This is a genomic window from Paenibacillus sp. SAFN-054 (assembly GCF_051966755.1).
Classification (GTDB): domain Bacteria; phylum Bacillota; class Bacilli; order Paenibacillales; family Paenibacillaceae; genus Paenibacillus_AQ.
Window position 1 is genome coordinate 2,312,056 of sequence record NZ_JBQCKS010000001.1, and the last position, 20,555, is coordinate 2,332,610.

Below are 20,555 nucleotides of genomic sequence, written 5' to 3' on the forward strand. Positions count from 1 at the left end.
TCCTCAAGCCTCCTTATTTGTAAAGCCTTGACAGCATCGTCGTCAGGTCCTTGGATACCATGCCGAGCAGGCTCATAACCCTCGCGTATTCCATGCGGGTCGGACCCAGAATGCCAATCGTTCCGAGCGCTTCGCCATCGAGTGAATAGGTAGCCGTAATCAAGCTGCAGTTCGCGAATGCTTCATGGTCGTTTTCTGTGCCGATCCGAACCCGAATTCCCGCTGAGCTCTGCGTAGCCGCCATCATTTTCATGAGTGTAGGCGTTTCCTCAAGCAGATCGAGAATGTCCTTCACTTTATCTACGTCCTTGAATTCGGGCTGCGTCAGCATGTTGGTTGCGCCGCTCAAATACACGCGCTGATCCGTATCCGTGTCAACGAATATGTTGTCCAAGATGCCCATGATTTCTTCGAAATTGGTCAAATGACGCTGCATTTCCTGGCCGAGCTCGCTGTACAGTCTCGACTTAAGCTTATAAAGCGGTACGTTCACCAGTTTACTGTTAAGCAGATTTACCACCTTTTCCATTTCTGAAACAGAAATGCCCGGCGGCACAGACACCGTTTTGCTCTCGACCTGTCCCGTGCTGGTCACGATAATGGCGACCGCGGTCGTATCGTTGAGGGACAGCAGCTGGAAGTGGCGCAGCGACGTATGAAAAACTTCCGGCCCAAGCAGGATGGAAGTATAGTTGGTAATATGGGAAAGGATCATGGCGGCGTGCTGGATGACCTGCTCCGTCGCGTTCAGCTTCTCCGCAAAGTAAGCCCGCAGCGTATGCTGCTCAGTAGGGAGCGCTTCATTCAGCGGTTCCAGATGATCCACGTAATATCGGTAACCTTTATGAGAAGGGATGCGTCCGGCGGATGTGTGAGGCTGTTCCAAGAAGCCCAGATCCTCGAGATCAGCCATTTCGTTGCGAATGGTCGCAGGACTGTATCCGACATCTCCCCGTTTCGAAATGCTGCGCGAGCCGACAGGTTCCGCTGAGCGGATGTAATCGTCCACAATGGCATTCAGTATCAATCTTTGACGTTCGGTAAGCATGTCTTCCCCTCCCTCTGGTCGGTGACTTTCGCCAATCGTTAGCACTCGTCTTCGTTGAGTGCTAACCGCTAATACAAAAATACCAAACTGACATGAGCATTGTCAAGTCAGTTCGGCATGTCGCCCCTTACACTGTAAATTCAGATAAACTCTCTGAACTGCAGCGCTTATCGGAGCATGAACTCCAGACTGCGGGACGGATCGCGATAGCTGTAGAACCCCGGATTCAGTTCTACGGCATCTTTCATCTGAAAGTCCGGATATCTTTCAATATTCTTGCTTTGTGCCTCGGGGCCCCGAGGCGACATTTCCGGAAACAATGTCTTACCGTCCACGCGCAGTGTGCTTTGGCTGATCCCCTTAAAGGAAGCATCGTCCGATTCAGATTCGATCATCAAGTCCTTTCCATCCATATAATAAGTAAAATGGACCGTAAAGGATTCCAGCCTCATATCGATGAACTTCTTCTCAGGCTCCGGCCGATCCAGGGTCATCCAGTTTTTGGCCGTATCTCGTTTGACGACGCTGGCATCCTTCAGGATCAGCTTCATCGGAACCTTGGACCAATCTTTGTACCACTCCGGCGATTCGAAAGCGAAGACATGCTTATAGTTTTCCGGATCGTCTCCCTTGATGGTATAAGACCCGGTTATTTCCTGTTCGCCTACCCGCAGGCGTACATCCCTGTAGATAACATCCCCCTGCGGGCTGCGGTCCTTCATCCCCCGTTCATCCTTGATGCCGATTATAATCTCAAGAGGTGTGACGGTTAGCGTATCAAGCTTGACTCCCGATTTTTGCTCAAATTCGGCATTCGTCTGCAGAGGCTGCGAGTAGATGGCTTCACTCGCTTTTCGGCCGTCCGCCTTGAATTGGAAAGACCATGTGCCCTCCGTCCTTTGGCTTTCCTTCATATAATTAAAGTGAAGTTCTGATGCTCTCCATTCTTGCAGGTTCATATGGCTGAAAATCTGTTCCATTACAATTCCGTCATTGTCAGAAGGATGCTGGGTCACCTTCCCTCGGCTGCTTCCACCGCCGGCACGGATCGTTAAATGAGGCCCGCCGTGCCCCTGATCACTTGGGTCCCGCGGAGTAACGATATACCTGACAGACAAACTATCTTTTGATTCTGTCACGGACTTGATGCGGATTTCAGGATATTGGGCTTCCCCTGTCGACAGCGCTTCCCCCGCTTCCGGCACCTTGCTGAGTGGTTTATCGACCGTCTTATAGGATACGAGGCCACCAGCTTCCAGCGTCAGTTTTTTCTTGCTGCTCTGCAACAGATCCTTGGCTTCATAAATTCCAAGCAGCTTTCCACTGGACTCGTCATACTTCAAATAACCGTTTACGGATTCCTCCGCGCCCGTCCCGTCCTTGATCACCATGCGCTCCAGTTCCATAAATTCATCAGGATCCGGCTTTATGGCGGACCCGGCGTCGAACGAGACCAGCAATTTCATTTTCTCTCCGTCCGTCACGACCCCCTTCAGGCTCATGGTCGCTCCCTTGCTCGTTGCATCCATATCATAGCGTTGGCCCACCCCGTTGTTTAGCGCACTCGTCACGCTCCGACCGCCATACAAGCTGTCCCAATTCAGCGTAACGCCGGCGAAAACCGGAACAGCGGCAGCCATAAAGCAAGCAAAAACGACGGCGGCCGGAATCCATTTTCTCCGAGCTCCCGGTGAAGGATTGAGCTGTAGCAACGCAGACCTGCGTCTGGACGCTTCTCTTTCAATCTCGCTCCACATCCGGTCGTAATCGGGACGGGGAGGCGCTTCTACGTGAACCCTATCATCATAATACCGACTCATTTCGGATCAACTCCTTTTCTTGAAATGCAGCCATCCGTCCCAGCAGTTTAGTTCCGCGGTTCAATCTTGATTTCACTGTACCTTCGGGGATGCCGAGCAGTCCCGCAATTTCCGGAACCGTCAGATCATTGACATAACGCAGGATGACAGCCATCCGGATTTTATCCGGAAGCTTGCCGTACATCAGCTGAAACTCTGTTCGGATTTCCCGCTGGTCCACAATCTCCTCTACCGAATTGGAGGCACGGGTGCGAGTCAGCAGGTAGGCCCTCAGTTCCTTGGCCCAGCCGTTCTTACGCCTTCTGAGCACGCTGCTGCATTCATTGGATGCGATCCGGAGCAGCCACGGCTTCAGCTCCCGGACCTGCGACCTGTCGGCCAGCATCGCTTTGACGAACACCTCCTGGCACAGATCCTCGGCGTCCGAGCGGTTCTGCATCATGTAATAACAGAGGTGGTAGACTTGTTCCTTGTAAGCCTCAAAAAGCTCGCGGTCATTCAATCGTTTGGCACCTCCCTTGTTTGACGTCTCGATGATATGACCCACATCACCCGGCAATCGTTCCATTTTTATGTATGCAAAAAACCACTTCCCTCCCGTCATCTTACATGACCCGAGAAGGAAATGGTCTATTAAAGCTTCATTCACATTCATAAAGAAGCATTCATCCTGTAATTGAATGAATGCCTCCGTGCTTTCCGTTTGCTTTATCCTTTGATGCATGCTTTCAGCGTTTCAATCATCTCTGCTCTTACATCGTACTCTTTATACCCCAGCACAGGCATCGTATCCTGCGGATCGGTATAAGCATCCCGGGCTTGCGTCTCCGCCGTATCGCCGATGTGAATGCCATGCTCTTTCCCGTGTGCGAGAGCTTCCTCGTCCATCTTTTGCATGGCAGGCTTCATCTGCTCGACCGGCATAACGACAACCTTGGTTTCCGTCTGACCGAGCAGGTCCGCAATAATCTGATGGAATTCGCTATGCTTCATATTTATCCCGCCGATGGCATATCCCGTACGATGCTTGCCGTTCTCAATGGCACCGACGGCGGCTTCAGCGACCTGCTGCACCGTCACCATCGCGGTTCCTCCGCCAAGCACCGGCACAACCTCTTGTCCTTTTACCCTGTCCACGAACATGGTCCACAGCGGTGTCCGCCCCGGCATCATTCCGAAAATATACGGCAGGCGCAGCGTCATGACATCCATGCCGCCTTCGCCCTCCATATAAGCCACTTCTTCCTGCAGCAGGCGGGTACGCGGATAGGCGTTATGCTCCTTCAGGTTCAAGTCCGTCCACACTTCGGTAAAGTGGGCGAAGTACGAGCCGAACAATACGAACTTCTTCACGCCGGCAGCTTTTGCGAGGCGAGCTAACCGCTGCGTCGGCAGCACGTTCGCTTCATAAAAGAATTTCATGGCAGGCGCCTCCGGCACGACACGTTCATCAGCCCCGGCTGCATAGACAAAAGCGTATTTTCCTCTTAACAAAGCCAAAATCTCTTCGTCACTCATATCATTCATATTCCCCAGCTTGCAATCGACTTCAGGCGGGAACAAGCCCTCTGCCGGCATGGGAGGAAGCGAAATGGTCGTTACGCCGTAACCACGATGCAGCAGTTCTTTTACCGTGTAATATCCGAGAAATCCGGTACCGCCAAGCACAAATACTTCTTTCATGATGTTCAGCCCCTTTGGAATAGTCGTCATGGTCATTTCGGCTTACAGGTTGTTTCCTAAATTTAGGATAACATGAATTTGAAGCTTTGCATGCTTTATATTTGATCATTATGTGAAATATTTCCCAAACTTTGCAGGTAATAAGATGCGAAAAAGCGAGTACATGACGCGGAAAGGACGGCATTGGGGTGAATTTATGTTAAAAATCGAATACATTACGGAGCATGGACGGCAATCAAGCCGGATATATGCGAAAAATTGAATACATGCCGCGGAATGGCTGGCATCGAGGCGAATATATGCGAAAAACCGAATACATGGTGCAGCACAGATAGCAACCAAGCCAAATGGATACGAAAAACCGACTACATTACGGAGCATGGACAGTAACCAAGCCGAATATATGTGAAAAATCGAATATATTACGGAGCACGGACAGTAACCAAGCCGAATGTATACGAAAAACCGAATACATTACGGAGCACAGACAGCAACCAAGTCGAATGTATGCGAAAAATCGAATACATGATGCAATACTGACGGCAACCAAGCTAAATATATGCGAAAAATCAAATACATTACGGAGCATGGACAGTAACCAAGTCGAATGTATGTGAAAAACCGAATACATGGTGCAGCACCGACAGCAACCAAGCCGAATATATGTGAAAAACCGAATACATGATGCAATACTGACGGCAACCAAGCTAAATATATGCGAAAAATCAAATACATGATGCAGCACTGACGGCAACCAAGCCGAATGTATACGAAAAACCGAATACATTACGGAGCACGGACAGTAACCAAGCCAAATGGATTCGTAAAATCGAATACATTACGGAGTACGGACAGTAACCAAGCCGGATATATGCGAAAAATCGAATACATGATGCAATACTGACGGCAACCAAGCTAAATATATGCGAAAAACCGAATACATGGTGCAGCACAGATAGCAACCAAGCCAAATGGATTCGAAAAACCGAATACATGATGCAGCACAGACAGCAACCAAGCCGAATATATGCGAAAAACCGACTACATGGTGCATCATGGACAGTAACCAAGCCGACTTCAATCCGGCTTACCACAGCCTTAATACACAAAAAACCATCCTTCCGTCCGTCCAAAAGACGTTGCGGAAAGATGGTTCCTATTATTCACCAGTTGGTTGTCTGTCCGATTAGTTCAGCATTTTCAGCACAGCAATTTCGTCGCAGCAGGATTGCTTGCTGCAGTTCACGCAGTCCGTCCATACCTTTTCCGGAAAAATCTCCTTCTCCACCACGGTAAATCCGTTTTTCACGAAAAAGGATACCTCGTACGTCAATGCCATAATTTTAGGAATTCCTTGGCGTATCGCTTCTTCCGTCAGCTTGTTGACCAGCTTGGAGCCGATTCCAAGTCCCTTGTACCCATCCATAATGCCCAGGGAACGTATTTCAACCAGATCATGGCCCAGGCGGCAGAGCGAACCGCATCCGATCACCTGACCATCCACTTCCGCAACCACGAACTGATCCAGCTGCTTCTCCAGCACCTTGCGGGACCGGGGCAGCATAATCCCCTTCTGTGCATATCCATCGATCATCTGAAAGAGCGGCTCAACATCCTCCGGGACCGCCATTCTGCATGTGACTACAGCCGGCATCTTACTTCTCCTCCTATGGTAAGGACGGTGTAATACAGGCGATAATAGCCAGTAGAACTTTGCGCATCCTTAATACGTGCTGTTTTATAATATGAATAAATATACAACATCACGTATAGAAGTTCAAGCTAATCTTTTAGCGTCAGCGACCCGATAAATGTGCCAAAGACATCATTTCCAAACAGGAGTCCCTGTTCGCTGAGACGGTAGCCCTCGCCCGTTTTTTCCATCAGTCCGGCATCCAGCATTTGATGAAGGGGCTTCGCGAAAACCTCCTCGATCGTCAGCCCGAACTGCTCTTGGAAATGGCGATCGGATACGCCGCTCAACACGCGCAGGCCGACCATCATGAAATCCTCCATCGCTTCTTCTTTCGGAACGGTAAAGGTTTCGAGCCGCGGCAGTCCTTCCTTCGTCGCTTCCGTATAAGGGGTGACGCCTTTGATATTCATATGGCGCCGGTGTGAGACATAACCGTGGGCTCCGGCTCCCAAACCATAGTAATCCTCATTAAGCCAATACGCCATGTTATGGCGGCTGTGATAGCCGGGCTTCGCAAAGTTGCTGATCTCGTACTGCTCGTATCCTGCCTTTTTCATGCGATCCATCAGCAGAAGGTACATTTGCAGCTCATCATCCTCGTTCGGAAGCGGCAGCTGATTTTTCTTATACATCGTATGGAAAAGCGTATTCTCCTCCACCTTCAAGCTGTATATAGAATAATGCGGCAAGTCGAGCGCTAGTGCCTTATCCACGCTCTCGGCCAGCATCTCGACGGTCTGGTTCGGCAGGCCGAACATCAGGTCGATCGACATGTTCTCGAATCCGGCCTTGCGGGCATTCTCCAGGCTCTGGTATACATCGTCCGTATCATGGATCCGTCCAATGCCTTTCAGCAGCTCATTCTGGAATGACTGCACGCCGAAGCTCACACGGTTGACGCCGCCTTCGCGCATGACCGACAGCTTTTCGAGATCCGTCGTACCCGGATTGGCCTCCATGGAGAACTCAATCGAATCCGACCAGTTGGGAAAATATGTGCGCACTGTCTTCAGAAAATATTCCATTTCATCCGGCTTCAGAACGGTCGGCGTGCCTCCCCCTACGAAGATGGTTTTGATCTCGCCGGGAGGAATCTCCTTGACGGTCCGTTCCATTTCGCGTTCCAGGCCCTGCAAATACTCCATCACTGGCTGGTTTTTCAGCACATAGGAGTTGAAATCGCAATAAAAGCACTTATTCGTGCAAAAGGGAATGTGAAGATAGACCGCTTGCGGCTTCCGGTTCCCTTGGGACGCTGCGGCTTCCGCAGCATGCGGCTGTATGACTGTCATGATTCAATTCCCCTCCTTAATATGTTAAAAACCCCACACAAAGTGGGGCTGCTGCTTTGCAACACGGATTCAGGCGCTTCGCGAGAAGCCCCGAGTACAGAGGAAACGCCGCGAGCGGCTTCCCCTGCTTGAGTGAAAATTAATTGTCGTCGATCTTCAGGACGGCCATAAACGCTTCCTGCGGCACCTCGACGCTGCCGACCTGCTTCATGCGTTTCTTGCCTTCCTTCTGCTTCTCGAGCAGCTTCCGCTTACGCGAAATGTCGCCGCCGTAACACTTGGCAAGGACGTTTTTGCGCATCGCCTTAACGGTTTCACGCGCAACGACCTTCGTGCCGACGGATGCCTGGATCGGCACCTCGAACATTTGGCGCGGAATAAGCTCGCGCAGCTTTTCGCAGATGATGCGTCCGCGATGGTACGCCCGGTCGCGGTGGACGATGAATGACAGGGCATCCACCTGTTCGCCGTTCAGCAGGATATCCATCTTCACGAGATTCGATTTGCGGTATCCCGAAATCTCGTAATCAAAGGAAGCGTATCCTTTGGTTCCGGATTTCAACTGGTCGAAGAAATCATACACGATTTCCGACAACGGAATTTCATACGTAATCGTCACACGAGTCGTGTCCATGTATTCCATGTTCACGAATTCACCGCGCTTGTTCTGGCAGAGCTCCATAACGGTACCAACATAGTCGTTCGGAACGATGATGCCCGCTTTGACGTAAGGCTCCTCGACGGACTCGATCTTGCCGACCTCCGGATAGTTGGAAGGATTATCGATCTGGATCGTTTCGCCGTTGGTCAGCTCAATGCGGTAAATAACGCTTGGCGCTGTCGTAATGAGCGGGATGTTAAACTCGCGTTCGATTCTCTCCTGAATGATCTCCATGTGAAGGAGGCCCAGGAATCCGCAGCGGAAGCCGAAGCCCAGCGCGCTGGACGTCTCCGGCTCGAAGCTTAGGGAAGCGTCGTTCAGCTGCAGCTTCTCGAGTGCTTCACGCAAATCGTTATATTCCGACGTTTCGATCGGATACAAGCCGCAGTATACCATCGGGTTAATTTTGCGGTAACCCGGCAGCGGCGTAAGTGTCGGATTCTTCGCATCGGTAACCGTATCGCCGACGCGGGTATCGCCGACATGCTTGATTCCCGCCACGATGAAGCCTACATCGCCGACCTTCAGCTCATCCACGATCGTCATCCGCGGCTTAAAGGCACCCACTTCAATAACTTCGAAGGTTTTGTCGGTCGCCATCATTTTGATCTTTGATCCGGTCTTGATGCTGCCGTTAACGACGCGCACATATACGATGACGCCTTTGTAAGGATCATAATGCGAGTCGAAAATGAGCGCCTTCAGCGGTTCTTCCGATTCCCCGGTAGGAGCCGGCACCTGCTTCACGATCTGCTCGAGGATTTCCTTGATCCCGATGCCTGCCTTGGCCGAAGCGAGCACCGCTTCGCTGGCATCCAGGCCGATGACGTCTTCAATTTCCTGTTTGACCCGCTCCGGATCCGCACTCGGCAGGTCAATCTTGTTGATGACCGGAATGATCTCCAGGTTGTTGTCGAGCGCCAGGTACACGTTCGCCAGCGTCTGGGCTTCAATTCCCTGCGCGGCGTCCACCACCAGCAGGGCGCCTTCGCATGCCGCAAGGCTTCGCGATACCTCATAAGTGAAGTCGACATGCCCCGGGGTATCGATCAAATTGATCAAATACTCCTGGCCGTCGTCCGCCTTGTATGTAAGGTTCACGGCCTGCAGCTTGATCGTGATCCCGCGTTCGCGTTCGAGATCCATCTGATCCAGTACTTGTTCCTGCATCTCCCGGGAGGTCAATGCGCCTGTATACTCCAAGATCCGGTCGGCAAGCGTTGATTTGCCGTGGTCTATATGTGCAATGATACAGAAATTACGAATGTTCTTTTGCCTAGCTTGTACGTCTGTCATGCCCTACCCCCAAAACAGCCTGATGTGTCAATCAATTCATTATAGCAGTTGAAATAAAGGCGGGCAATCCCACAGGCAAAGGATTAATCGGTGATGGAATCGAACAGGGAGACCACCATGCGGATTCCCTTCTGGGAAAGGTCCTGCAACAGGCCGGCTGTCTTGTCGGCCAGCACGTCAACGGTCGGCTTGTTCTCACTTGCCTGCAGAATCTGCTCCGGCGTTTGGGTACTTACATCCTGAACCTCGATCTGTTCCGGCTGTTTGTCCTCCACTTTGAATCGGTTCGAGCTCTGCCTTGGCGCAGGGATTTGGTCAGCGTTAGCCGCTTGCGCTGTTTGCTGATTGGCATATGCCGCTGTTTTGCCGGGATCCGGCGAACCGCCGGAACCGGCAAGCTGCATGCCGATCAGTATGCCAATTCCTGCCCAGATGCCCACCATCCATATCCGTTTGCTCCATTTCGACATAACCGGTTCCTCCTTCGTCCCTGTCCGGGATTAGCTTTTGGCCCCCGTTTTCGCACCGGATACCGACTTGTCCACATTCGCTTTCTCTGCCTTCTGGTCCGTATAATACAAATCCGCAATGATCTGGGCCAGCACCTCCGCGGTCCGTTTCAGCTCCGCGTTCGTGCTGTCAATGCCGCCAACCTCAATCAAAATGCTGTTGTCCGACAGGGACTGGTTATATTCGCCGTTGCCTTGTGCCGAAGTTTTCCCCCAAATCCCCCGCGATATTCCCGGGTAGGATTTTTCAAGCTTCTCATGGAGGGTACTCGCAAAGGCCTCGTTTTTGCGCCAGTTTTTGTTCTGGTGGCCGATGATGAAGAAGACTTGTGCATAGCTGGCTCCGTCGATTACCGTCGTCGTCTTGGCGTGCCGCTGGGAATCGCGGTGGATATCGATCAAGTAATCGAGACCGCTATTTTGTGCCAGCGCCTCTTTCACCGTCTGGCGTGTATATTTATAGGAATAGTTATAATTATAATCCTTGACCGTGGCCGCATAATCCTTTTGCGAATGAAGCGTCCCGATCCCGAGCTTTTCCAGCTTATCAGTCATGTATTTACCGACCAACATCACGTTTTGGGAAGGGGACTTGGAGCTTGGATTCGAGCTTGCTTTGCTCAGCAGCGGATTATAGGCTTCCTGCGGATGAGAGTGATAGATCATAACGGCCTTTTTGCCGGATGCATTCGCAGGCGGTGCCGGGTTGTCCGTTTGACTCTTCTTCCCTTCTGCTGCCGTTCCGGGATGGCTAGGTTCTTTTTTGCCCCCGCCCGCCGGTTCCTTGACAGGAGTTTTATCCGGAGCCTGGTTCGTTGACTTGTCAGGGGTCTTGCCCGTTGGTTTCGGATCGGCTGTTCCTGCCTGCTTGTCGCCCTGCTCTTCCAAGTCCGGCGGCAGGTGATAATCTTCGGGAGGGTCCAAATTCTGATTGCCCGCCGCACTTCGGAGCAGGACCGGATCATTTGCCCCCATTCCCGGCATTTCCTTCGCAAGCAGGCTCTTCGGATCACGGGGATTTACACTCGTCAGCATCTGAAACACGAAGGTGGTCATTTTTTCACCGGAGAAGGTAGAGCCTCCCTTTTCCTTATCTATATGCTGGAGCTCCATGCCCAGCATGTCCATAAAAAACTTGCTGGAAAGCGAGCCGGCGAACCCTTTCATGGATGAAACGGGAGAGGTGTTCAAACGTTGCTCCGCCAAACCGCCCAGACCCAGCAGCAGAAAAAAAACAAAAGAACCCAACGTCAGCAGCAAAAACGTTCTTCCCATCGACAGGCTGCGCAGCAGTTTGGCTCTCCATTTGCCGATGTTCCAAAGTTGAAACCCATTCCTCTTCATTGTGTTGTCCTCCTGAACTCTCTTATACTCCAAAACTATGATCCGAAGAGATTCACTAGAACCAAAAATGATATATTTACACAAAAAAGTTCGGCACAGGAGGCAGGGAGCATTGTATCGCTATGGAAGATTTCGGAAAATCACTCATGTCTTCAGACTTAATGTCCCTCGACTTCTCTAGCTGTTGAGGAGGGTATTATAGGAGCAAAAAGAAGAAGCCCTGCTAGATTCTCAGAGCTTCCCGTAGTAATGTACAGATTCGATTGTTACCCGGCATGCCTTTTAATGCGTATAGGCTCCCGAGTTCCCCGGATCAACAGCATCATGCAGCGACGCATTGAGACCGCTTGCCACGATATTGGCAATGTCCTCGATGAATTCGTCGATTTCTTTGGGGGTTACGATGAGATCATGACCGAGCGGCTCCAGCACTTCTTTGACGAGCGCCAGCCGTTCATTTTCGGAGATGCCGTTCAAGAGTCCCATGATCTGGCTAGTCTGATCGGTTTCCTGCCCAAAATGCTTCTTCATCATTTCCAGAACGTTATTCACGATCGTCGACGCATAGCACACGGTAGGCACCCCGATCGCAATGCATGGAACGCCGAGTACCTCTTTGGTCAGACCGCGGCGCTTGTTGCCGATGCCTGAACCCGGATGGATGCCGATATCCGCAATCTGGATCGTGGTGTTCACCCGCTCCAACGACCGTGATGCCAGTGCATCAATCGCGATGATCAGATCCGGGTTGGTCCGCTCCACGATGCCCTGCACAATTTCGCTGGATTCAATGCCCGTAATGCCAAGCACGCCTGGAGCGATGGCGCTGATCTGGCGGTAGCCCGGAGCCACCTGATCCGGCATCAGCTCAAAATACTGGCGGGTCACCAGCACGTTCTCCACGACCAGCGGTCCGAGCGAATCCGGCGTGACGTTCCAGTTGCCAAGCCCGACAATGAGAACGGTATCCTTTTTCTGAATACCTATTAAAGTTAGGAAATCCTCGAATTCTCTCGCGAAAGCCTCCGTCACCCGCTCCTGCAGCCCTGTATCCCCATTGCGGAGCCCTGGCACCTCCAGCGTGACATAGTGCCCTTTGACACGCCCGATCGCCTGCGAGCCTTCATCATTCAGCACATTCAAACGCGTGACTTTGATCCCGTCCTTATCGGATACTTCCTCATCTACGCCCGGAATCGATCCCGGATACTGCTTTGCGGCCATTTCGCGGGCATCCACCGCCAAATCGGTGCGTACGGAATACTGCTGCAAATCCAATTCCATGTACAACTCCTCCTCCTTTTCCTTTTCGCTTAGTGTGCGGGAGGAGGTCCCTGATTATGCAAAGCCTTTTAAGTATTGCTTTTTACGGTACCCCATGCTAAACTATTTTAAGTTGTGAATCATTTCGAGCTATTCGAATGCCTTACAGGAGGTGAATGCAATGCCAAACATTAAATCCGCCGTAAAACGCGTAAAAACGAACGACAAACGCCGTGCGCTTAATGCTTCCCAAAAATCCGCGCTTCGTACAGCTGTTAAAGCTGCCGACACTGCGCTGACAGGTACTGAAGTTGAAGCTGCAAAAGCTGCAGTTCAAGCCGCTTCCCAGAAGCTGGATAAAGCTGTAAGCAAAGGTCTCGTACACAAAAACGCTGCGAGCCGCAAGAAATCCCGCTTGGCGAAAAAACTTAACGCTCTGAATGCTCAAGCATAAGAAGCGCTATCCATACGATGAAAATGAAGAGTCCTGAACAGCTGAAAAGCTGGTCAGGACTTTTTAATTCAGCATATACATAATAGTCTCAAGGAGTTGACGAGAGCAGTGGAAATCTGGAAGAAAAACTTATGGGTATTATGGTTCGGCTCAATTATCGTATCTTCAAGCTTCTCCATGGTGATTCCGTTTCTCCCTATCTTCTTAATCCAAATCGGCGTGACCGAAAACGTTGAAATGTGGTCCGGCCTGCTGTTCAGCAGCGCATTTCTGGCAGGCGCCTTATCATCTCCGTTCTGGGGCTCTGTCGGTGACAAGTACGGGCGTAAGGCCATGATCGTTCGCGCCGGCTTCGTCCTGTGCGTGATCTATCTGCTGACCTCCTTTGTCACCAGTCCCGTACAGCTTCTTATTCTTCGGATTCTTCAAGGCCTGTTGTCCGGCTTCATTCCTGGCGCCATTGCCATCGTCGGTACCAACACGCCGGAGCATAAGGTCGGATATGCCTTATCGACCATGTCGACCGCGACAGCTACCGGGAGTATCATGGGACCGCTTCTCGGGGGCGTATTAGCCAAGTTGTTCGATAACCGCATGGCATTTGCCAGTGCGGGCGTGCTGTGCTTTCTGGCCACCCTGCTCGTCATTTTTTACGTCAAAGAGGAAAAATTCGTGCCAGGCAAGGGACGCGTGTCCGTGTTTAACACCGTCAAGCTGGCGCTTCACAATAAAATGCTTGTCGTCGTATTGGTGCTGACCATGTTCACGCAGTTCTCCGTTATGACGATCGAGCCGGTGCTTCCGCTCTATATCGTGGAATTTGGGCACTCGGCTTCCAACGCCTCCATCCTGGCGGGAGTTATTTTCTCGCTTGTCGGCGTAGCGAGCATCATCTTTGCCCCCCGTTGGGGCAAGCTTGCCGACAAAATCGGCTTTCAAAAAATACTGCTCATCGGACTATTCGCCGGCGGCATCGGCTCGCTCCTGCAGATCCCTTTTCATAACATTTGGGGGTTCTCGATCGTCCGCTTTTTGTACGGCTGTTTCTTCTGCGCGGTCTTCCCGGCGCTCAACGGCCTGATCGTCCGTGCCACCTCCGCCGAGTTCCGGGGCAGGGCATTCAGCCTGAGCCAGACCTCCAACCAGCTTGGAGGCATGCTGGGTCCGCTGGCGGGCGGCGCGATCAGCGGCATATTCAGCATCCATGCCGTGTTCCTGCTGACGGGCATTCTGCTGCTGCTCACGATGGGGCTTGCCTTCTGGTCGCAGCGCTTCAGCCGCTCAGGCTCATCCGAAGTGGACAACGGCTCCGGGGTCGGCATGTCGTAACCCCTTTGCGAATTTAAAAAGCTGACTCCCTAACGAGGGGGTCAGCTTTTTTACTTGGAACCAAAATGCATCTACTTAGGCCGCAAGCCGCAGCAAAAACAGTTCCAACCCGAGCACTTTGTCAATGGCGCCGGTTTTCATCTGATAATCAAGCGTTCCGAGCCTGCTCAGGATTTGCTTCAGCTGCGGAGCCTGGAACTTCCTGGCCTGTTCGCCTGCAATCTTCACCGCGTAAGGGTGAAGTCCGAGCTGTGAGGCGATCTGCTGCTGCGAATAGCTCTGGCCGCCGAGGTCCTTGACCTGCAGTATAATCCGGAACTGCCGGGCGATGAGCGCAGCGATTTTGATAGGCTCTTCCTTCTGCTTAAGCAGCTCATAGAAAATGCCGAGTGCACGGTCCACTCTTAAATTCGCGATGTCCTCGACAAGCGCAAACACATTTTGTTCGGTGTTTCGCGCGATGAGCTCCTGAACGATGGCAACGCTGATGCTGCCGCCCTTGCCTGCGTACAGGCAAAGCTTATCGATTTCGGCCGAAAGGGTTTGGAGCTGCGTTCCAGCATTGCGCACAACCATTTCCGCGGCCCCCTCCTCCAGGATACAGTCGCGATCCTTTATCCTCTTGTTCACCCATTTCAGCAAATCCTCGCTGCCGAGAGGCATGAAGGAAAGCAGCGTGCCTTTGGTTTTGATCTCCTTGACGACCTTCTTCCGCTCGTCGAGCTTCTCCTGATTAACCATGAATACGAGTACGCTGTATTCTGCCGGGTTCTTCATATATTCAAGGAGCGATTCGACGCGATGCTCCAACTTGGCATTGTCTTTGCCCGCTGTAAACACAGAGGCATCCTTGACAAAAATCAGCTTGCGCGGCACCATGAAAGGCACCATTTCCGCTTCCTCAACGACCGTCTGCAAAGGCGTGTCCGAGAGATCATAGTGGACCAGCGCAAAATCACGCTCTTCCTCGGAAAGCGTCTGTTCCACCAGTCCGGAAACGAATTCATTCATCTGGTACTTCTCCGTTCCGTACAGCAAATAGACCGGCGCGATCTCTCCTTGCTTGATTGCTTTGACCGCAGCTTTGACGTCCAAGCCCAGGCCCCCTTTCATCTATGTAGCCCTTGTAGTGATCTGGCCTGTTTTCTATTTTATCAAAAATCGGGACCGGGTAAAACAGCAAAGAGACCTTCCCTGCGTAGGAAGATCCCTCTGCTCCCAGCTCATCTATGATAAACACCGGCCGAGCAAAGCTCTAGAAACTTTGCAGCCTGCGGTCATACGACGGGTCTGGTGAATTCTAACCGTATATCCTATTCCATATCTCTATACATGGTGCATTGAACCCTGCGAATTTATTCAGATCCGGTCCTTTTTAAGTCAAGGATTGGAAGGAGCCGAGCCGTTTACCTGATAGGTTTTGCTCGTTGTCGCTCCCTGATCATCTGTGGTTTGATACGTAAAGACCGTGCTGTCAGCGGACCAGACGCCGGAGACCCAAGTTCCTGGCAGATCCAGCGTTTTGACTACTGTTTTCTCGGCGCTGCCTTTATCCGAGAGACTGTAAATGACCAATTTGTTCTCTTCGATCGAAGCGGCATATTTGCCGTCCGGGGAATCGATCTGGGTCGATGGTTCCTTAAAAACCGATATTCCCATCAGAGTCTTGTCTTCACTCTCATCCGGATTCGAGTCGCTGGTCTTCCGATCGACAGGCGACTCCGGCGTGCTGCTGCTGTCTGCCAATGATTTATCCTGGCTGCTGCCGCTGTCTGCCGGGGCCGTTTGTTCCGTACTAGGGCTCGTTGCTGCTGCAGGAGACCCCGAGTCGGCGGTTTCACCTGAGCCCGCCTTTTTCTGAGATTTCGTGTCGGCGTTGCCGGTTTGATCCTCAGCTTTGTTCTCTTGCTCCGAGAATTTGGCTACAGGCTCTTTGGCCGCCTCGTCCGGAGCTTGGTTCTGCGCCGTAGAATCCTGGTCGTCCTGATTTTCCTGGGGAGCTCCGTCGACTGCATCCCGTTTAGAGATTACGCCGGAGTTATTGGGTTCTTCCCGCTGAGGTTCAACTTCTTGTCCTCCCCCGGCGCCTGAGGTTGCATCGCTAGTTGCAGCCACATTTTCCTTGTGCTCGGATTTGAATGCCGGCTCTTCTGCCGTCGAGAGATGCTTCGGCGTGTAGTTGAAAATGGCCACCCCCAAAATAATAACCGCAGCAGCCGCGCCCATGGCGGTACGACCAGCAACCGAATTGCGGAACTTGGTGGTTCGCGCGGGACGGGCAGGTACAAGCACCATTTCGGCCGGAGCTTCTTCCCGGGAGGCACTCTTCTCCTGACGTGCCTGGTCAATAGCATCGAGTTGAGGCATAATCGCATCAACGATACTGAATTTGGGTGTCACTTTAGGCAGATCCTCAAGATCCCGGGATAAAGATTTCAGCATCCGAAAGGTTTCCGTACACTCAGGACATTGCTTTAGATGCTCATATAATTGAACGGTCTCTTCCTCGCTTAAATCATAATCCAAGTAACGGTGCATCCACTCCACCACCTCTGGACATTTCATCCTGATACACCACCTTTCTGATGCTCTTGGAGCATGTTCTGGAGCTGCTGCCTAGCTCTGAACAGGTAAGACTTCACCGTATTCAGAGGCAGGTTCAGGCAGTCAGCAATTTCGTTATAAGAAAAATCCTGCAAATACCGCAGGACAATGACGGTCCTGTGATGATCAGGCAGCTGGTCAATGGCTTCCTGGATGTCCTGTGCCAAATAAGAAGACATGACGGCCTGCTCCACGTTCTGTTTGTCCTGAAAAACGAGCTCATGCTCATCGATCGAAACGGTTGGCTTCGTGCGCCGGAATTTGTCGATGCAAATATTGGTCACGATCCGTTGAACCCATGTTTTAAACTGCGCTTTTTCTTCATAGGAGCCTATTTTGGTATAAATGCGGATCAGCGCTTCCTGGGAAGCGTCCATCGCATCCTGCTCGTCGTTTAAGATGTAATAGGCCGTGCGGTAAACGTGATGTTCAATTTCTCTTAATAGGGTGATTAGAGCGTCGCGATCGCCCGATTGAGCGGCTCTGATGAGTCCCTGCTCTACCACAAAGGATCCCCCTCTCCCTGCAATCTTACAGACGTGTAAGAGCATCAAATTGTTGCAAATTGTAACCAAACATTTTTTATCCGTTATAAGACCTGTGAATCTTATGTACGTCATGGCGAATTCGCCTGCGGCGGCATGGTAATCCCCAATTAAGAATACCAAATTCTAGTGGGCCCGTCACCTTCAATATATGTTGCGCCAACTTACTCATTTTACGTGTTTTATTCAGCCAATACTTTAAGATTTTGTTAACATATGAACTCTTTTGAAATTTACTTTTTTCATTTTGTCACCTCAAGCCCTTTATTCGGGTCGTTCCAGCTTGGAACGGGTGCTGATCACCTTCCCGGATTTCACCAGCACCTGCACTTCGCCATCGAGATCCGTACGGTACAACGCGGAATTCTCCGCGGCAATTCGCTCCACGACTTCTTCATGCGGATGGCCATACAAATTGTTGACTCCCGCTGAAATGACTGCCGCTAACGGCTGCCAGTAATGAAGCCATTCTTCCCCGCTGGAAGATTTGCTCCCGTGATGGGCGATTTTGATGACGTCAATTCCGCCCTCAGGCAGGTTAAAGCCATGATTAGGCGACGAAGCCTTCACAGATGCTGCGCTTTGAGCTTTGCTCCCCCCCAAACTCAAAACTTCCTCTTCTGCAGATTTGTCCATATCGCCTGTAAAAAGGAATCTTCCTTCGTTCATCGTGAGCAGAAACACTACTGAAGCATGGTTTTGGTTTTTTTCGACAGGAACTTCACTCTCCCCGGTTACAGGTGGGAATGGTGACAAAAAAGAGAGCTCTGTGCGGCTGTCCGGCTTCAGTTCCATGCCTTGATGAGCTTCGTATACGGGGATTTTGTGCTTGAGCGCGGTATCCATCAGCTTATCAAAGGACGCCGTTCCCGCCAACGTGCCGTTGAAAAGCAAAGCGTTGACCGGAATCTGGTCCAGAACGGCCTGGACTCCGCCCGCATGGTCTTGATCCCCGTGCGTAATGATCACCGCATCCAAATGGTGGATTCCGCGCTGCTTAAGCAGCGGTACCAGCACCTTCTCCCCGACTTCGAAAGGCTTCTTGCGCTCTTTCCAATCATCCTGCGGTTTGCGGAAACTGACGGTACCGCCGCCGTCCACCAGTATATTTCGCCCTTTGGGCGTCGTAATCAGAATGCTGTCTCCCTGCCCGACATCCAGATACTGGATCAAACCCGCGCCGTGCAAGGACGCAGGCCGGTATTCCCAATATATCAAAAATATAAAGGCAAGTATAATCGAGGCCAGGGAGGATAATATTTTGCGGTTAGGCACCTGTGGGAAACCCGGCGAATCTCTCCCTTCAAGCTCGACCGTGTCTTCGTTGTCGACGACAGGCATGCGGCGGGTATCAGGTACGAGCTTCCCGGTACCGTATAGAAGGAGGTAGAGAAGCACGAAATAAGCGCATATCCAAATGAAAGAGGGCGATCGCCAGATCGTGACGAACTGCGGATACCCATTCATCCAGCGGACGAACCAGAAAGTTCCTTCATTCAAAGCTTCCGCTGCCCAGGCAACCACCTTTCCGGCAGGAAGCCAGATCCAGCCGAAAATCAATGCCGCGGTTCCCAGAGGTAGCGTCAGGAATGTGATCAACGGCACCAGCAGGAAGTTGGCCGCAAAAGACAGCAGCGAAAACTGATTAAAATAATAGATGGTGAGCGGAAAGGAGACAAGCTGGGCTACAAGCGTCACGCCTGCCGCGGCAGCCAAGCGTTTCGGCAAAAATTGAAGAAGCGGATTCATTAACGGCACGTACAGCATAAGCCCGGCCGTCACGAGAAAAGACAATTGAAAGCTGACGCTCAGCATATAATAAGGGTTCCACAGCATCATGAGCAAAGCCGCGGCTGCCAAAATGTTCATCCCGTCTTTCAGCCACCCCTTTCTCGCCGCAAACAGCCCAATCATGCCCATAATCCCTGCCCGCACGACCGAAGGGCTTACTCCGGACAATAGCACGTATAACGGGATCATCAGGATGACGATGAGCAGCGATTTCTCGCGCGATATTCTAAAAAAGGATAGTATAAACAGAAGACTGGCGACGTACACGGCGACATGCATGCCGGAAATGGCAAGAATATGGGTTAATCCGAGCTGGGAAAACTGCGTATACGTATCCGGGTCGATATCGTCCTGCATGCCGATCAGAAGCCCCTTCATATATCCGGCGTCAGGTTCATGAAATACCTGTTCGATCTTCCCTCCCAGCTCGCTCCGGATCCGATCATTCCAGCGGAAAACCGTAAGCGTACTCCAAATTGAAGATTCTGAGGCCTGTACATTCTGGATGCCTTTGATTTTATAGAGCCAGTGAATATGCTGGGTTCGCAAATAGGCTCCGTAATCGAAGCCTCCGAAGTTTCGGGCTTCCGCAGGAGCCTCGAGCGAACCGTTCATGCGGACACGGTCTCCCCGCTGCCAGCTTCCGGCTGCCGCTTGCTGGTCTTTGCTCTGGAGCTTCACTTGGACCATGACCCGTTCATGGAGACTCGCCCCGGGAGCTTCTGCAGGCGAAGCGCTGCCTGTCAGGCCTATCACCTGCCGGAGCTCTACTTGAAAATCCGCTCTGTCTCCGTCCACGTCGACAGCCGAGACGATGATGCCTTCAGCCTGCACCGGCAAACCGTTCAAGTCCGTGGCCTCCATAGCAAAAGCCTGCGGCAGCTCCGTAACGTTCCGTGCATCGTTCCATTCCCAGTATATCCCTGACAGCATCATGGCAGCCCAAGCGATCACCAGACTCCGGAGCAAACTTCCACGCATCGCTGCAGCCGCCGCCATCAGCAGGATCACCCCGCACCAGACCCATAATAACCGCCCGCCCGAGCAAACATAAGCAATACTGCTCCCAGCCATCCAGCCGATGGTCCAAATGATTAAAGGCCTTGCCCCCATGATTTCCCTCCCGATAATATGACGTTAACTCACCTTGCAATAATAGACCGCATACGCAAAAAGACCCCCGGCTGCAGCTTCATGGCTGCTATGCCAGAGGTCCTTCC

16 protein-coding genes are annotated in these 20,555 nt (G+C 51.8%); 2 read left to right on the forward strand and 14 right to left on the reverse strand.

The genetic code is table 11. The features are described from left to right. Positions 1–13 precede the first annotated feature (13 nt). The 10 genes from hrcA to gpr all read right to left on the reverse strand — a co-directional run bounded on the left by hrcA (position 14) and on the right by gpr (position 12,633). Positions 14–1,048 carry a heat-inducible transcriptional repressor HrcA gene (gene hrcA, locus ACTHPM_RS10560; RefSeq protein WP_440395118.1) on the reverse strand — a complete coding sequence of 345 codons (1,035 nt, stop codon included), beginning with the start codon at positions 1,046–1,048 and terminating at the stop codon, positions 14–16. 167 nt (positions 1,049–1,215) lie between these two features. Then, on the reverse strand, positions 1,216–2,868 hold the full coding sequence (locus tag ACTHPM_RS10565) for a DUF4179 domain-containing protein (RefSeq protein ID WP_440395119.1): 1,653 nt from the start codon (positions 2,866–2,868) through the stop codon (positions 1,216–1,218). After that, positions 2,852–3,436 carry an RNA polymerase sigma factor gene (locus ACTHPM_RS10570; protein ID WP_440395120.1) on the reverse strand — a complete coding sequence of 195 codons (585 nt, stop codon included), beginning with the start codon at positions 3,434–3,436 and terminating at the stop codon, positions 2,852–2,854. Before ACTHPM_RS10570 ends, ACTHPM_RS10565 begins: the two co-directional genes overlap by 17 nt. Before the next feature lie 140 nt (positions 3,437–3,576). Next, on the reverse strand, positions 3,577–4,551 hold the full coding sequence (locus ACTHPM_RS10575) for an NAD-dependent epimerase/dehydratase family protein (RefSeq protein WP_440395121.1): 975 nt from the start codon (positions 4,549–4,551) through the stop codon (positions 3,577–3,579). 1,186 nt (positions 4,552–5,737) lie between these two features. Further along, positions 5,738–6,205, reverse strand: coding sequence for an N-acetyltransferase (locus ACTHPM_RS10580; protein WP_440395122.1), 468 nt, complete (start codon positions 6,203–6,205; stop codon positions 5,738–5,740). Between the two features lie 128 nt (positions 6,206–6,333). Next, positions 6,334–7,539 carry a radical SAM family heme chaperone HemW gene (hemW, locus tag ACTHPM_RS10585; protein WP_440395123.1) on the reverse strand — a complete coding sequence of 402 codons (1,206 nt, stop codon included), beginning with the start codon at positions 7,537–7,539 and terminating at the stop codon, positions 6,334–6,336. A gap of 139 nt (positions 7,540–7,678) precedes the next feature. Then, entirely contained in the window at positions 7,679–9,496 is a 1,818-nt protein-coding gene (lepA, locus tag ACTHPM_RS10590; RefSeq protein WP_440395124.1) for a translation elongation factor 4, read from the reverse strand. Positions 9,497–9,579: 83 nt separating this feature from the next. Beyond that, the gene (locus ACTHPM_RS10595; RefSeq protein WP_440395125.1) at positions 9,580–9,966 is read right to left on the reverse strand and encodes a hypothetical protein; all 387 of its coding nucleotides are present in this window, start codon (positions 9,964–9,966) and stop codon (positions 9,580–9,582) included. Between the two features lie 30 nt (positions 9,967–9,996). Continuing rightward, positions 9,997–11,349, reverse strand: coding sequence for a stage II sporulation protein P (locus tag ACTHPM_RS10600; RefSeq protein WP_440395126.1), 1,353 nt, complete (start codon positions 11,347–11,349; stop codon positions 9,997–9,999). 282 nt (positions 11,350–11,631) lie between these two features. Then, a complete protein-coding gene (gene gpr, locus ACTHPM_RS10605; protein WP_440395127.1) occupies positions 11,632–12,633 on the reverse strand; it encodes a GPR endopeptidase in 1,002 nt (333 codons plus the stop codon). A 160-nt stretch (positions 12,634–12,793) separates the two neighbouring features. Between gpr and rpsT the strand changes: the two genes are divergently transcribed. Beyond that, entirely contained in the window at positions 12,794–13,066 is a 273-nt protein-coding gene (rpsT, locus tag ACTHPM_RS10610) for a 30S ribosomal protein S20 (protein WP_440395128.1), read from the forward strand. Between the two features lie 108 nt (positions 13,067–13,174). Next, complete coding sequence (locus ACTHPM_RS10615; RefSeq protein WP_440395129.1) at positions 13,175–14,395, forward strand: MFS transporter; 1,221 nt, start codon at positions 13,175–13,177, stop codon at positions 14,393–14,395. 75 nt (positions 14,396–14,470) lie between these two features. Here the strand turns inward: ACTHPM_RS10615 and holA are convergent, their stop codons facing one another. The 4 genes from holA to ACTHPM_RS10635 form a co-directional block, all read right to left on the reverse strand. After that, positions 14,471–15,490 carry a DNA polymerase III subunit delta gene (gene holA, locus ACTHPM_RS10620; RefSeq protein ID WP_440395411.1) on the reverse strand — a complete coding sequence of 340 codons (1,020 nt, stop codon included), beginning with the start codon at positions 15,488–15,490 and terminating at the stop codon, positions 14,471–14,473. Between the two features lie 285 nt (positions 15,491–15,775). Next, positions 15,776–16,960, reverse strand: coding sequence for a zf-HC2 domain-containing protein (locus tag ACTHPM_RS10625; protein WP_440395130.1), 1,185 nt, complete (start codon positions 16,958–16,960; stop codon positions 15,776–15,778). Further along, positions 16,957–17,505, reverse strand: a complete 549-nt coding sequence (locus tag ACTHPM_RS10630) for an RNA polymerase sigma factor (RefSeq protein WP_440395131.1) — start codon at positions 17,503–17,505, stop codon at positions 16,957–16,959. The genes ACTHPM_RS10625 and ACTHPM_RS10630 overlap by 4 nt, the downstream gene beginning before the upstream one ends. A 303-nt stretch (positions 17,506–17,808) precedes the next feature. After that, positions 17,809–20,448, reverse strand: a complete 2,640-nt coding sequence (locus tag ACTHPM_RS10635; RefSeq protein ID WP_440395132.1) for a ComEC/Rec2 family competence protein — start codon at positions 20,446–20,448, stop codon at positions 17,809–17,811. Positions 20,449–20,555 lie beyond the last annotated feature (107 nt).